General features: G+C 61.6%; 8 protein-coding genes. 1 reads left to right on the top strand and 7 read right to left on the bottom strand.

Translation table 11 applies throughout. The features are described from left to right. Nucleotides 1-15 precede the first annotated feature (15 nt). Nucleotides 16-4,971 (bottom strand): hemagglutinin repeat-containing protein, encoded by a 4,956-nt coding sequence (locus tag BUE92_RS08015; protein ID WP_073522955.1) that lies wholly within the window; start codon nt 4,969-4,971, stop codon nt 16-18. A gap of 121 nt (nt 4,972-5,092) precedes the next feature. Continuing rightward, a complete protein-coding gene (locus tag BUE92_RS08020; RefSeq protein WP_073522957.1) occupies nt 5,093-6,808 on the bottom strand; it encodes a ShlB/FhaC/HecB family hemolysin secretion/activation protein in 1,716 nt (571 codons plus the stop codon). A gap of 474 nt (nt 6,809-7,282) precedes the next feature. Here BUE92_RS08020 and nadA point away from each other — a divergent pair, with 474 nt between their 5' ends. Continuing rightward, on the top strand, nt 7,283-8,341 hold the full coding sequence (gene nadA / locus BUE92_RS08025) for a quinolinate synthase NadA (RefSeq protein ID WP_003193840.1): 1,059 nt from the start codon (nt 7,283-7,285) through the stop codon (nt 8,339-8,341). 173 nt (nt 8,342-8,514) lie between these two features. Here the strand turns inward: nadA and BUE92_RS08035 are convergent, their stop codons facing one another. The 5 genes from BUE92_RS08035 to gcvP all read right to left on the bottom strand — a co-directional run bounded on the left by BUE92_RS08035 (nt 8,515) and on the right by gcvP (nt 15,250). Then, nucleotides 8,515-9,003: an RDD family protein gene (locus tag BUE92_RS08035; protein ID WP_034128556.1), complete on the bottom strand. Its 489-nt coding sequence runs from the start codon at nt 9,001-9,003 to the stop codon at nt 8,515-8,517. 94 nt (nt 9,004-9,097) lie between these two features. Further along, entirely contained in the window at nt 9,098-9,319 is a 222-nt protein-coding gene (locus BUE92_RS08040; protein ID WP_014719702.1) for a cold-shock protein, read from the bottom strand. A 392-nt stretch (nt 9,320-9,711) separates the two neighbouring features. Then, nucleotides 9,712-10,836: a glycine cleavage system aminomethyltransferase GcvT gene (gcvT, locus tag BUE92_RS08045; RefSeq protein WP_054898393.1), complete on the bottom strand. Its 1,125-nt coding sequence runs from the start codon at nt 10,834-10,836 to the stop codon at nt 9,712-9,714. Between the two features lie 39 nt (nt 10,837-10,875). After that, nucleotides 10,876-12,252 (bottom strand): L-serine ammonia-lyase, encoded by a 1,377-nt coding sequence (locus tag BUE92_RS08050; protein WP_073522961.1) that lies wholly within the window; start codon nt 12,250-12,252, stop codon nt 10,876-10,878. Between the two features lie 160 nt (nt 12,253-12,412). After that, nucleotides 12,413-15,250: an aminomethyl-transferring glycine dehydrogenase gene (gene gcvP, locus BUE92_RS08055; RefSeq protein WP_073522962.1), complete on the bottom strand. Its 2,838-nt coding sequence runs from the start codon at nt 15,248-15,250 to the stop codon at nt 12,413-12,415. Between the last annotated feature and the right edge of the window lie 5 nt (nt 15,251-15,255).

Genomic DNA, 15,255 nt, shown 5'->3' on the forward strand with positions numbered 1-15,255 from the left:
GGTGGGCATTACCCTTTAGTTGATGGCCTGATCAATCCCCGCCTGCAAAGCCTGGCTTTCACTGTGCCCACCCGCGCGCAGCGGGCCCAGGTTGAAGGCTTGATCCTTGCGCGTGGCGTCGTCGTGTTTCTGGGTCAGTTCGTCCTTGGCGCCCAGTGCCAGGTTGACCGGTGACTTCGACAGGTTCAGCCCGACATCGGCGCGGTAGTCGCTGCCGGCCAGTGTGGTTGCGGTCACCTTGGAGCCACCCAGCTCGACCTTGCCATTGGCCGCACTGACCCGCGCGCCCGTGAGCTGCGTATCACCTTTCACCTGTACGTTAACGCCTTGGCTCCCCTGGATGCCTGACGCTTGGGTGACGCTGTCCTTGACCCCATGGCTGACGTCCAGATACAGGGTCGGGGTGTAGTTGGTGTTGCCGCTCTTGTCGCCGAACAACACGCTTTCGGCGGTATTGGCCACCTTGCTGCCGGTGGTGTCTTTGCCACTGACGGTGTAGCTGTCGCTGGTTTTTGGCCAGACCTTATCCTTGAAGCCAGACAGGCGCGTGCCCAGGGCATCGGTCTTGTCTGCCAGGTAAGCCTTGGCCTTGTCCACGCGGGTGCCGAAGGCGCCACGGGGCTCTGGGTTCACGTCGTAACTGCCACTGCGGGTGAGTTTTTCACCCAGGCGTTCCTTGGCATTGACGACGCTGTTGACCACGCTGTCCTTGGCCGAAGCCAGGTGCCCGGTGCCTTTATCGACGACGTTCTCCAGCTTGTCGCGATGCTTGTCGAACGCCCCTTCAGCCTTGGCTTGTACCTTGTCCTTCAGTGGGCCGCTGGCTTTGGCCAGCTTATCCACCACCCCCGGCTGGTTTTTTTCGACATCCAGCCTGGCGTCGACATTCACCTGAGTGCTGTTGACCTGGTCCTTGCGGCTTTCGACGATGAGGTCGCCGCCCACCGTGCCGTGCACCTGATCGGCGTCGATACGCGCTCCGGCCAGATGGGTATCGCCGGCACTGTTGAGGGTGACGTCACCCGCCGTGATCACGCTGTTGTGCTGGGTGGTGCCTTGCAAGTGATCCACATCGACTTTGGCCCGCGCATTGAGGCCGCGCTGGGTCTTGGGTGTCTCATGTTCACCGGCGTCGGCCAAGGTGGTTTTGCCGACGCTGCCCCCTGCGCCCAGGGTGACGCCCCAGTTGCCATGGGACTGGGTCGATTGCGCAGACTCTTGCAGGATGCCGCCGTTTTGCGCATCGAGGCTAACGCTGGCTGCGCTGACCTGAGTGCCCTGCAAGTGGATGGCATCGGTTGTATCAGCGCCGCTGGCGAGGCTGACCTTGCCGCTGCTGTGCAATTGCCCGACGACGGCGCTCTTGTCGCTCTCCGCCACTTTACCGATGTTGAAATTGGCGCTGAGGCTGCCGGTCTTGCTGTTGCTTTCGGCGCTGCTGGTCTTGCCGGCACCGAGGGTCAGGCCGCCGCCCAGGTTGCTGCCGTTGCTGACGTGGCTGTCGGTGGCGGCTCGCAGGTCCAGCTTGCCGCCGGCATTGAGGCTGATATCACCAGTCTTCGCGCCAGTACTGCCGATCTGCGTGCCTTGCAGGGTCATGTCAGCGCCGCTGCTGAGCTGGACGGGGCCGCTGCCCTGGATAGTCGCGACCTGGGCCTGGCTGTCCTGGGTGTCCAGACGCTTGTTATCCAACTGCACGCCGGCACCGAGGTTGACGTTGCTGCCATTGGCGCCGGGCGCGGTACCCACCGTCAGTGAGCCGTTGCCGCGCAGCGTGCTGCTGTTTTTGCTCTGGGTGTTGGTGGCCTGGTTAAACGCCAGCTCACCGCCGGTCTTGAGGTTGACCCCGACCTGGCCGCCGTCGAACTGGCTGCCTTCATAACGGGCATCGCCCTTGGTCTCGATGCTCACGCCTTGGCTGGCCACATAGCTGCCGACCACCGCCGTGCTGCTGGACTCGCGCACATCGCTGCTGCCGCCCAGGCCGCTGCCGCGCACATTCAGGTCTTCACCGGTGGTGGTATAGACCCGCACGCCAGCCTTGGCGTCCACGCCTTGCTCGCTGCTGCTGTGGGTGTTGGCCGCTGCGGTGGCAACGTGCTCGCCCGCCTTGATGTTCAGCCCGCCGTCGGTGGCGCGGTACTGGGTGCCCTCGTCCTGCAACGTGCCGGCTGCATTGACCTGCACCGTGGCGCCACTGAACTGGCTGACCACGGCGGTGCTGTCCTGTGTTGTGCCGGTTTTGTTCGTGTGGCCGACTTCCACATCCAGGCCGACATTGGGCTGCTCGAACGCGTCCAGCAAACCGGGCTGATGGAACTTGGCCTGGGCCACGCCCTCGACGGCTTTTTCGATCGGGCGGGTAATGCCTTTGTATTCCACATTGGCGCCGACATCGGCGGTCCAGCCATTTTCCTTGTGGGTGCTGGTTTCGGTGGAATGGGCAGCCTGGTTGTCGATCTGACCAGCGTTGACCTGCAGTTCGGCGCCGGCCTTGGCCTGTGCACCCTCGCTGGTGAAGGTGTTGCCAGCGTTGATGGTCAGCTTGCCGGTCGCGGCCACGGTGCTGGTTTGCGCCGTGGTTTTTTCAGCGGTGTCTTGGCTGCTTTGGTGGCTGAACTGAGCGCCACTGCCTGCCCGATCAATGCCGCCGGTGTAGTAGAAACTGCCTCCGGTGGCGGTTTTGTCGACGGCTTCGGTGCGCTTGTCGTGGGCGGCCAACAGCTCGACGTTTTTGCCGCTCAGGCTCGCATCGCCTTCGGTGGCCTGGAGGTTGGATCCGGTGATGCTGACATCGCCTGCGGCATTAACCGCCACACTGGCGCCTTTAAGGCTGGAAGCCTGCTGCCCGGTGGTGTCGGTCTGGTGGGTTTGCTGCTGGTCTTCATAGCTCAGGCCCGCACGGTACTGGCGGCTGACACCCTCGGTTTCCTTGGCGTAGCCATCGAAGCCACGGGTATGGGTGCGGGTGGTGTCGTGAGTGGTGTTCTCGGCGGCAACGACCTTGATATCGCCCTTGGCATCCGCTTGCAGTTCACCTGCGGCGGACACTTGGGAGCCACTGACGGTGATGTCCTTGGCACTTTGCAGCTTGAGGTTGCTGTCCGAGCGCAGGTTGCTGGCAACCACGGTGCTGTCCTTGAGGTTCTTGCGACTTTCGTCCTTGGAGATACCGAAGAACTTGCTGTCATTGCTGTAGCGGTTGTCGTGGGAGGTGTCCTGGACGCCGTCGATCACCAGCGAGCCTTTGTCGCTGATGACGCTGGCCTGTTTGCCGCCTCGGGCCTGGCTGCCGCTGATGCGCACGTCGTCGGCCTTGACGATCAGCTTGCCGTCGGCGTTGACCTTGCTACCAGTGTTCGACGTCTTGCCCTGGTTACCGTCGCCTTGCTTGCCGAAGAAGCTGCCACCGGTGAGGTCGCCGGAGTAGGCATTGTCGCGGCTGCTCTGGGTACGGCTGGCGCTGGTGATTTCCACGTGCCGGGCGGCCAGTTGAATATCGCCGGGGGTTTTCAGCTCGGCGCCTTGCAATTGCAGCTTCTGTTGGCTGGTCAGCTCCAGTGTCTTTCCGGCCTTGAGGCTGCTGGTGATGCTGCGTTGTTCGCTGCTGGATTTATCCCAGTTGGCTTTCCACAGGTGCTTGCGATGGTTGCCCTGGTCGCGGGTTTCATGGGTTTCGGTGGCGGCGTTAACGTGCAGGTCGGCACCGCTGTCGACGCGCAGAGTGTTGCCCGCTTCCACATGGCTGGCTTTGATCTCGGTGTTGGCGCCGGAAGACAGCGCCGCATCCTGTTGCGCCACAACCTTGTTGCCGTGCTGGCGCGAGTCTTTGTCGGTGGTGGTGCGGTCGTAGGTTTCGTAGGTGAACAGGAAGTTGCTGTTGTTCCACTGTTCACGCTTTTCCTGGAGCTTGCGGCTTTCCAGGCTGCTGAGGGTGAGGTTGCGGCTGGCGTCGAGTTTGACGTTGCGCCCGCTGACGTCGGTGGCGGCCAGGTTCAGGTCCTTGGCGCTGTGCAAGTTGATATCGCCCTGGCGGCTGTGCACGCCAGCGCGGGTGGCGTCGAGGCTGTTGGCATGCACCTGGCCGCTGATATCAAGGTCGCCGGCCGAACTGATCTTCACCCCGTCAGTGCCTTGCACCTGCACGCCGCCCACGCGTACACCGGCGCCTTCGGCGGTGCTGATGATGTTGATGCGCCCGGCCTGCATGGCGCCGAACAGGCGCGCGTCGATGCGTTGGTCCTGGGTCTTGCTGGCCGGGTCCACCTGGCGTACCTGCCCGCTGGCGAAATCGACCTGGTTGCGGCCGACGGTGAGGTTCAATTGATCGCGGGCACTGAGGCGACCTTCGCTGTCGATGCGCGGCGCGATCAGGTTGATGGAGCCTTCGCGGTTGTGCAGGCCCTGGCCTTGCACTGTCAGTTGGCCGTTGGCATCGCGGGTGCTCAAGGCTTGCAGCTTGCCGTCGTTGAGTTCAGGGCGGCCCACCACCAGGTTGGCATTGGGCGTGTTGATGAAACTGCCGCCATTCACCGAAATACCGTTAGGGTTGGCCAGCACGTAATCGGCCGCCTGACCGAAAATCTCCTGGGCACCGTTGAGGGTCGAGGCATTGCGGCTGATCACTTCGTTGAGGATCACGCTCGCCGCCTGGCCCTGGAACTGCGGGTTGGCCGCCAACTGCCCGGCAAGTTGGGACTGGCCGGCCTGCAAGGCGTTGTTCAACACCAGGCCCTGGCGGTCGACGTTGTAATCCAGGAACTGGTTATGGGACAGGCCACCGGCGTTCGGCGCGACGATGTTGACGATGGGTACACCGCCCTGGTTTTGCAGTTGCGGCGTGCCGCCAGGCCCTTCGACGACGGTCAAGCCTGCGGCGAGCGCGAGCTGCGGCAGCAGGAACAGGCTGGCGATGGCCCAGCGCAGTTTGCCTTGGGGTGAAAGGTGGAAGCTGTGTGGAGTAGTCGGCATAAATAATCTCGCTCTGTGTTGGCTGATCCACGACGCGGGTTGTTCGTTGCAACGCTGCTTGGGGTGGTCAGGTACGGCGGTGACTCAGGCTAAAAACAGGTGTTGGCTTATCGGTGCACACTCATATCAGCACGCTGAGGCGCGTCAGCCAGACCTCCGGCTCCTGGCGAAAACCTGTGGGGGTGTTGAGGTTGCGTTGGTAGTCGACGTCGAGCTGCACGTTCTTCCAGCTCAGGTTGAGCCCCGCGCTGGCGCCGCTCAGGCGTTGGCTCTGGGCACCGTGTTCGTGCTTGACCCAGCCGTTGTCCAGGCCCAGACGCGGGGTAAGCTTCACCGGCAAGTCAGTGTTGAGCGGCAGGCGCAAGGTGTTGCGCCATACCGCGCCAATGGCACCGGAACTACTGTTTTCGCGGTAGCCGCGCACGGCCGAGTCGTCGGTGATCAGCAGCTGTTCGATGGCGGGCAATGCATCCGGGCTGTACTGCACCGACAACTGGCTCTGCCACTGCCATGGCTGCGCTGCCCATCGGCCGTTGCGCCATTGGGTGAGGTTGGCGCGGTACTTTTGAAACTGCGCCTTGGGCCGGTTTTTCTGCACCTGGTCGGCATCGCGATCGGCGCCGAACCAGGTCAGGCCCTGGGCGTAATTGACGTCCAGGTTCCACACCGCGCTGTTGAGCCAGAACAGGTTCAGGCCCGCTTCGGCGACGGTCAGCGTGGGGCTCTGGATGTCCAGGTGTACCTTTTGCAGGTAGCTGTCGACGTCTTTGTAGGCCAGTTGCAGGTTGGCGCTCAGTTGGTGGCCCTGGTCGCGCCACAACACACGGTCGCTGCGCAGGCTGACCTGATCGGTGCGGCCACTGTTGTAAAACGTGGTGCGGCTGAGCTTGAACGGCGAGCGGTATTCGGCATGGCTGGCGAACAGGCTGTAGGTCCAGTAACCGTAGGGGATCGAGTAGAACAGGCTGTGGCTGCGGCTGTAGCGCGGCCCATGGTTGAGCGTGTCGCTGAAGCTCAGGTTGAGCGAGTCGTTGATTTGCAGCGGGCTGTCCAGGCTCAAGTTGATCGCATTGCGATCACGCCCGGTGCCAGCGCTGCCGAGGTTATCCACTCCCAGGCCCAGGGCCCAGCGCGAGGCACTGCTGCGCGAGCGCAGGATGATGCGCGACGCGCCCGCCGTACTGCCTGGGGCGATGTCGGCGGTGAGGTCCACCGAGCGCAGGCGGTTGAGCTGGTCCAGGCCCTGTTCCAGGTCTCGCAGGTTCAGTGGTTTGCCGAGCATCCCGGGGAATGCCCCGCCCAATGACACCGGCAGGCTTTGGTCGGCCAGTTCGATAGCCTCCAGGTAGCCTTCTTCGACGTGAACATCCAGCGGTTGCCCGGCGGCGGGCGCACTGATCAGGTAGGGGCGGCTGGCGATATAACCGGCCTCGACATACAGCCGGGTGATCTCGGCCAGCAGGCGGTTGATCTGCGTGACGCCCATGCAAGGCGCCACGTAGGGCTCGATATGTTTGTCCAGCTCGGCACGGCTGAACAGCGTGACCCCGGCCAGGCGCGTACCGCTCAAGGGCCAGCAGCGTTCATCCTTGGCGATGTCCGTGGGCAAGGCCGGTGTGACCGGTGGGGTACCGAAACTGCCGCGTTGCATCTGGCGCTGGCGCTGCTCCAGTTGCAATTGCTGCAGGTCGCGTTGCTGTTGTTGCTGCAAGCGCAGGGCTTCCTGGCCTGGCTGTGGTGCCTCGGCGGCAGCCACTGGCAGCGCGCACAGGCAGAGCAGGGCGATGCCCAGGTTCCGGGTACAACACAAGTGTCCGGTTGAGAGCAGATTTGGCACTCGACATCCTTAACGTAGAAATACACACGATCCACACCGCACGAGCTAAACCTTGAACTCAGCGCAGACTTGCCCCACTTGAGTGAGTGCTGAACGGTTTGTTACATCGCCGTAGGATTTATTGCACATTCTGTAAGAAAAATCGTGTGATGCAGTGCTCAAATGCACAAATTTAGTGCGCGAAGGGGCATTTCAGCCCAAGAATCCTGACTTCTCAGGGGGCGGGAGGGGGACGGGGCGGTTTTGATTGTTGTGTGGGCTTCACCTAATCGGCGTGCTGCGACCAGGGACTGAGCACCTTGCCCGGTTGCCAGATTAGGCTTTTGAATCCATTGGATATTCTGTAGCCTTGCGCAGCTTTAAGCTTTACCCGTGCTTGATGAACAAAAACACTTCGTCCGGCGGCGCCCGAAGGGCTCCTGAGCCGGTGGTACACTCGACTTTCGCGCTACTGCGCCTGCAGGTCTTGCGAACATGACGCACATTTCCGAACGCCTACTGGTTCAAGCCCACCTCGATGCCAAGCAGCCCAAGGTACTCAGCGCTGCCGAAGAGGCGAGCCTGCGAACCGCCATCGCCGCCGAGCTCAAGGCTCAGGACGCGGTGCTGGTTGCCCACTTTTATTGCGACCCGGTCATTCAGGCCCTGGCCGAAGAAACCGGTGGCTGTGTTTCCGACTCCCTGGAGATGGCGCGCTTCGGCGCCGCTCACCCGGCCAAAACCGTACTGGTGGCTGGCGTGCGCTTCATGGGCGAGACCGCCAAGATCCTCACGCCTGAAAAACGCATCCTGATGCCTACTCTGGAAGCCACCTGCTCCCTGGACCTGGGTTGCCCGGTGGATGAGTTTTCCGCGTTCTGCGATCAGCACCCTGAACGCACCGTGGTGGTCTATGCCAACACCTCGGCGGCGGTCAAAGCCCGGGCGGATTGGGTGGTGACTTCCAGCTGCGCGCTGGAAATCGTCGAAAGCCTGATGGACAACGGCGAGACCATTATCTGGGGCCCGGACAAACATCTGGGCACCTACATCCAGCGCCAGACCGGTGCCGACATGCTGCTGTGGGACGGTGCCTGCATCGTCCACGAAGAATTCAAATCCAAGCAGCTCGAAGACATGAAGGCGCTGTACCCGGATGCGGCAATCCTGGTGCACCCGGAGTCACCGACTTCGGTGATCGAATTGGCGGACGCGGTGGGTTCCACCAGCCAACTGATCGCTGCGGCGCAACGCTTGCCGAACAAGACCTTTATCGTCGCCACCGACCGCGGCATCTTCTACAAGATGCAGCAGTTGTGCCCGGACAAAGTCTTTGTCGAAGCGCCTACCGCTGGTAACGGCGCAGCCTGCCGCAGTTGCGCGCACTGCCCGTGGATGGCAATGAACACACTGGAGCGTACGTTGCAGTGTTTGCGTGAGGGCAGTAATGAGATCTTCGTGGAGCCGGCGGTGATTCCGCAGGCGGTACGACCGCTCAAGCGCATGCTCGACTTTACCCAGGCAGCACGGTTGAAACTGGCCGGCAACGCCTGAACACAAATCAAAATGTGGGAGCTGGCTTGCCCTCTGTAGGAGCGAGTTTGCTCGCGAAAAACGTCAACGATAACGCGTGCTTGCGGAATGAACGCGGCGCCTTTGAATTTTTCGCGAGCAAGCTCGCTCCTACAGAAGGCAAGCTCCCACAGTTGATCTGTGATGCGCTTGAGTTACTTCTTTTGCTTCGGGATCCGCACCAACTGCGTATCCGAATAGATGTCATGCCAGCTGCGTTTGTGTTTATCGAACAACGACCAGATAAACCCCAACCCCACGCACAGCCATGACGCAATCGACACCACAAAACGCAGCAGTGCCTGCCACAGGCTGATCCGCGACCCGTCGGCGTTTTGCACGCGCACGCCCCACACCTGCATGCCCAGGGTTTGCCCCGAATGGGTCCAGAACTTGGCGAAGAACCCGAACAGCACGAACAGCAGGATCGTGGACAGCAACGGGTCACCGTCCAGCGCGCCGGATTCGGTGAGCGTGCGCATCTTCGCTTCGCCCACGAAGGCGATCCACACCAGCTTGTAGATAAACGCGGTGACGATCAGCAGTGCGGTACATAAAAGAAAGTCGTAGAACATCGCTGCCAGGCGGCGGCCCAGGCCAACGGCGGGGAATTCGCCCTGGGGGCTCAACAGGGGTTTGGACATGGCAGGGCTCTCTGGAGAAAGCACGCAGTTTACGCAATGGCGCCCATAAAAAAGCCCCTGATGTCATATCAGGGGCTTTTTGTCGCAGGAAGGATCAGCCCTCTGCTTGAACTTCGTCAGCCTGCAGGCCTTTTTGGCCTTGAACTGAAACGAAGGTGACCTTCTGGCCTTCCTTCAGGCTCTTGAAGCCATTGCCCTGAATTGCACGGAAATGCACGAACAGATCCGGGCCGCTTTCAGGAGTGATAAAACCAAACCCTTTCTCGTCGTTGAACCACTTGACGGTACCGCTCTGACGTCCACCTTTATCCGACATTTTCTTCTTTCCTTTGACGCTAAAAATTAATGACAGCCCCTTTCACACGAAAGAGTACTGGGCTGGGTTGCAGGAAAGTAAGAGACGTCGAACGGGTTGTAGCAAACTACTTGAGCTACTGCCCAGGTCCAGGTTCCAAGCGACCCATGCAAACACAGTGGGCAAACTCTACGCCAACTAATATGAAAAAAACAAGCCCTTGTGCAGGCCCTGATTTTACTGGGGCTCATGACACTTTGTTGAATGTTCTGATAATGGCTTGTTCGATAGAGTTATTCACTTGTTATAGAGCATCAGCTATAAAAAGCCTATCGTGAATGCACTGTTTTATGGCGGTCGCGTTACAGTTTAGTGCACGTTAACGCAACCGCGTTACTTATAGAAACAGTTAATCAGCCACGGTAGTAACGTTGCGGAACGAATGGCATTTTACTTACACGCAGTGGCACCTTTTTCCCACGTACCATTGCGCAAACTTCGGTATCCAGTGCGACAAATGCGCTGTCCAGGTAACCCATCGCCAGAGGGCCACCCAAGGTTGGACCAAAGCCTCCGCTGCAGACGCTGCCGATAACCGTACCTTGTGCATCGACAATTTCAGCGCCTTCGCGCACCGGGGTACGCTCCTGCGGCAGCAGGCCTACGCGTTTGCGCGCCACACCGGTTTGCTGCTGAGTGAAGATGCGGTCGGCGCCAGGGAAGCCGCCGGCCCGTGCGCCATCGGCACGTCGAGCCTTGGAAATCGCCCACAGCAGGCTGGCTTCGATTGGCGTGGTGTCGGTGTTCATGTCGTGGCCGTACAAACACAGGCCGGCTTCCAGGCGTAGCGAATCGCGAGCGCCCAGGCCGATGGCCTGCACTTCGGTTTCGGCCAGCAGGCTGCGGGCCAGGCTCTCGGCATTGGCCGCCGGCACGGAGATTTCAAAGCCGTCTTCACCGGTGTAGCCGGAGCGGCTGACGTAGCAGTCCACGCCCAGCAAACGCAGGGTGGCGAATTGCATGAAGGTCATCTGGGTGACTTCAGGGGCCAGGCGCGCCAATACTTTCACTGCCGCCGGGCCTTGCAGGGCCAGCAGGGCGCGTTCTTCGAACAGCGGTTCGATGGTGCATTGGTCGCCAATATGTGTGCGCAGGTGCGCCAGGTCCTGGTCCTTGCAGGCGGCGTTGACCACCAGGAACAACTCGTCGTTGCCCAGGTTGGCGACCATCAGGTCGTCGAGGATGCCGCCTTGCTCATTGGTGAACATCGCATAGCGCTGCATGCCTACTGGCAGGTCGATGATATCGACGGGCACCAGGGTCTCCAGAGCCTTGGCGGCATTCGCGCCAGTGAGACGAATCTGGCCCATGTGGGAGACGTCGAACAACCCGGCCTGTTCACGGGTATGCAGGTGTTCCTTCATCACGCCCAATGGATACTGCACCGGCATGTCGTAGCCGGCGAAGGGCACCATGCGTGCGCCCAGTTCCAGGTGCAGGGCATGCAATGGGGTTTTCAACAGGGTTTCGGTGGACATATTCAGCTCCTGAAAAACGTGCCGACGCGCTTGTGGGCGTCAGCACTCGATAATGTTGACCGCCAAACCGCCACGGGCGGTTTCCTTGTATTTGCTTTTCATGTCGGCGCCCGTCTGGCGCATGGTGCGGATGACCTTGTCGAGGGACACAAAGTGCTGCCCGTCGCCACGCAGGGCCATGCGCACCGCATTGATCGCCTTCACAGAGCCCATGGCATTGCGCTCGATGCATGGCACCTGCACCAGCCCGCCAATTGGGTCGCAGGTCAGGCCGAGGTTGTGTTCCATGCCGATCTCGGCGGCGTTCTCCACTTGGGACACGCTGCCGCCCAGCACTTCGCAGAGTGCGCCTGCGGCCATGGAACAGGCCACGCCGACTTCGCCCTGGCAACCGACTTCGGCGCCTGAGATCGAAGCGTTTTCCTTGTACAAGATGCCGATGGCGGCGGCTGTGAGCAAAAAGCGCACCACGCCGTCTTCATTCGCGCCGGGAATAAAACGCATGTAGTAATGCAGCACGGCAGGAATGATCCCGGCCGCGCCGTTGGTGGGCGCAGTGACCACGCGCCCGCCATTGGCGTTTTCTTCGTTGACTGCCAGCGCATACAGGTTGACCCAATCGAGCACCGACAGCGGGTCGCGCAGCGCCGACTCCGGGTTCTTGCACAACTGCCGATGCAAGGCCGCCGCCCGGCGCTTGACCTTCAAGCCTCCGGGCAAGATGCCTTCGTTGCGACAGCCGGCATCGACGCAATCCTGCATGACCTGCCAGATCTTCAACAAACCGCTGCGGGTTTCGGCTTCCGGGCGCCAGGCGCTTTCATTGGTCAGCATCACCTGGCTGATAGACAGGCCATAGGTGGTGCAGTGGCCGAGCAAGTCCTTGGCGTGTTTGAACGGGAAGGTCAGGGGTGTGGCGTCTTCGACGATACGGTCGGCGCCCGCCGCGTCTTCATCCACCACGAAACCGCCACCGACCGAGTAGTACTCGCGGCTGCGAGTCTGGATGCCGGCAGCGTCAAAGGCACGAAAGATCATGCCGTTGGGATGATAGGCAAGGGGCTTGCGGATCATCGCCAGGTGTTCTTTCTCGTTGAACGCGATGCTGTGTTCGCCGAGCAGGTTGAGGCGCCCGTCACTGCGCATCTGCGCCAGGCGTGCTGCCACGGTTTCGGTATTCACGGTGTCCGGGTGTTCGCCTTCCAGGCCCAGCAACACAGCCTTGTCGCTGCCGTGGCCTTTGCCGGTGGCGCCCAGCGATCCGTAGAGTTCCACCTTGATGCCGGTGGTGGCCGCTAGCAGGTTGTCACGCTTGAGCCCCTCGACGAATCGAGCGGCGGCACGCATCGGGCCGACGGTGTGGGAACTGGAGGGGCCGATGCCAATCTTGAACAGGTCGAACACGCTGAGGGACATGGTTGTTCTCCGGTTTCTTATTATTTTCTGAAAGCCGACTCGGTCAATGTGGGAGCGGGCTTGCTCGCGAAAGCGGTGGGTCAGTCAAATAATCAACATCTGAAAGACCGCATTCGCGAGCAAGCCCGCTCCCACATTTTTGACCGGGTGCATTCTCAGGTTATGCGTAGCTCTCGATAGAAGGGCACGCACACACCAGGTTGCGATCGCCAAACACGTTGTCGACCCGGCCAACCGGCGGCCAGTACTTGCCTTCGATCAACGACGCCACTGGGTACACCGCTTGTTCACGGCTGTAGGGGTGGCTCCATTCGCCCACCAGTTCCGCAGCCGTGTGCGGTGCGTTCTTGAGGGGGTTGTCGTCTTTGTCGAGGGTGCCGTTTTCTACCGCGCGGATCTCTTCGCGGATGGCGATCATGGCGTCGCAGAAGCGGTCCAGCTCTTCCTTGGATTCACTTTCGGTCGGCTCGATCATCAAGGTGCCGGCCACCGGGAACGACATGGTCGGCGCATGGAAACCAAAATCGATCAGGCGCTTGGCCACGTCGTCCACGCTGATGCCGCTGCTGTCTTTCAACGGGCGCAGGTCCAGGATGCATTCGTGGGCCACCAGGCCATTGCTGCCGGTGTACAGCACGGGGTAGTGCTCTTCCAGGCGGCGGGAAATGTAGTTGGCATTCAGGATCGCCAACTGCGACGCGCGCTTGAGGCCGGCGCCGCCCATCATGCTGATGTACATCCAGGTGATTGGCAAAATGCTCGCGCTGCCAAACGGCGCGGCGCACACCGCGCCTTCCTTGCGTTCCATGGCTGCGTGGCCTGGCAGGAATGGCGTGAGGTGCGATTTGACGCCAATCGGGCCAACGCCCGGGCCGCCACCGCCGTGGGGAATGCAGAAGGTCTTGTGCAGGTTCAGGTGGGACACATCGCCGCCGAACTTGCCCGGTGCGCACAGGCCGACCATGGCGTTCATGTTGGCGCCGTCGATGTACACCTGGCCGCCGTTGTCATGAATGATCCCGCAGATTTCGCGGATACCTTCCTCGAACACGCCGTGGGTGGACGGGTAAGTGATCATCAGTGCGGCGAGGTGCTCGCGGTGTTCGATGGCCTTGGCGCGCAGGTCTTCGATGTCGACGTTGCCGCGTGCATCGCAAGCGGTGACCACCACGCGCATGCCGGCCATGTTGGCGGTCGCAGGGTTGGTACCGTGGGCTGACGACGGGATCAGGCAGATGTCGCGACGTTCTTCGCCACGGCTCTGGTGATAGGCACGGATGGCCAAGAGGCCGGCGTACTCACCCTGGGAACCGGCGTTGGGTTGCAGGGAGATCGCGTCGTAACCGGTCGCTGCACACAGCATGGCTTCCAGTTCGCTGGTCAGTTGCTGGTAGCCGGCGCTTTGCGCGGCGGGGGCGAACGGGTGCAGGGCACCGAATTCGGCCCAGGTCACCGGGATCATTTCGCTGGCGGCGTTGAGCTTCATGGTGCACGAGCCCAGCGGGATCATGGTGCGGTCCAGGGCCAGGTCCTTGTCGGCCAGCTTGCGCAGGTAGCGCATCAGCTCGGTTTCCGAGTGATAACGGTTGAACACCGGGTGGCTGAGGATCGGCGACTGACGCAGCAATGCGCTCGGCAGGGTGCTTTCGGTTGCAGCAAAGGCTGGCAGGTTTTTGCCGTCGGCGAAGATGGCCCACAAGGCTTGGATATCGGCTTGGGTGGTGGTTTCGTCGACCGACAGGCCAACGCGCTCGCCATCCACCACGCGCAAGTTGATGCGCTGGGCGCGGGCCTTGTCGTGCAGGGCTGCGGTGTGGGCGCCGGTGTGGATTGTCAGGGTGTCGAAGAAGTGTTGCTGCTCGACTTTCAAGCCCAGGGCCGTCAAGCCCTTGGCCAGGATCGCGGTCAGCTGGTGAATGCGCTGGGCGATCTGGGTCAGGCCCTTGGGGCCGTGATACACGGCGTACATGCTGGCGATGTTGGCCAGCAGCACTTGAGCGGTGCAGATATTGCTGGTGGCTTTCTCGCGGCGGATATGTTGCTCGCGGGTTTGCATGGCCAGGCGCAGGGCCGGCTTGCCGAAGCGGTCTACCGACACACCGACCAGACGGCCTGGCATGTCGCGCTTGAACGCATCCTTGGTGGAGAAGTACGCGGCGTGCGGGCCACCGAAGCCCAGTGGCACGCCAAAGCGTTGTGCGCTGCCAATGGCGACGTCGGCGCCGAATTCGCCCGGCGGCGTCAGCAGGGTCAGGGCCAGCAGGTCGGCGGCCACGGCGACCAGTGCGTTGGCGGCGTGGAAGCGCTCGGTCAGTTCGCGGTAGTCGAACACGTCGCCGTTGCTGGCCGGGTATTGCAGCAGGGCGCCGAAGAACGGGCTGACGTCGGTCAGTTCGCGCTCATCGCCCACCACCACATCGATGCCCAGTGGTTCGGCGCGGGTGCGCAGGACGTCTAGGGTTTGTGGGTGGCTATGCACCGAAGCGAAGAACGCGTGGCTGCTTTTGTTCTTGCTCAGGCGCTTGCAGAAGGTCATGGCTTCGGCGGCAGCGGTGGCTTCGTCGAGCAAGGAGGCGTTGGCGATCGGCAGGCCGGTGAGGTCGCTGATCAGGGTCTGGAAATTCAGCAGGGCTTCCAGGCGGCCTTGGGAAATCTCGGGTTGATATGGCGTGTAGGCGGTGTACCAAGCCGGGTTTTCCAGCAGGTTGCGCAGGATCGGCGACGGCGTATGGCAGTTGTAGTAGCCCTGGCCGATGTAGGTCTTGAACAGTTGGTTCTGGCTGGCGATGGCCTTGATCTTGGCCAGGGCCTCGGCTTCGCTCAGGCCGTCTTCCAGGCCAAGCACGCTGGTGCCCTTGATGCTTTCGGGGATGACGCTTGCGCTCAGGGCTTCGAGGGAATCAAACCCCAGGCTGGCGAGCATTTGCTGCTCATCTTCCTGGCGCGGGCCGATGTGGCGGGCGATGAATTCGTTGGCGGTGGTCAGATTAACGGTCATGGCGC

It is taken from the genome of Pseudomonas fluorescens (genome assembly GCF_001902145.1).
Lineage (GTDB): Bacteria > Pseudomonadota > Gammaproteobacteria > Pseudomonadales > Pseudomonadaceae > Aquipseudomonas > Aquipseudomonas fluorescens_BV.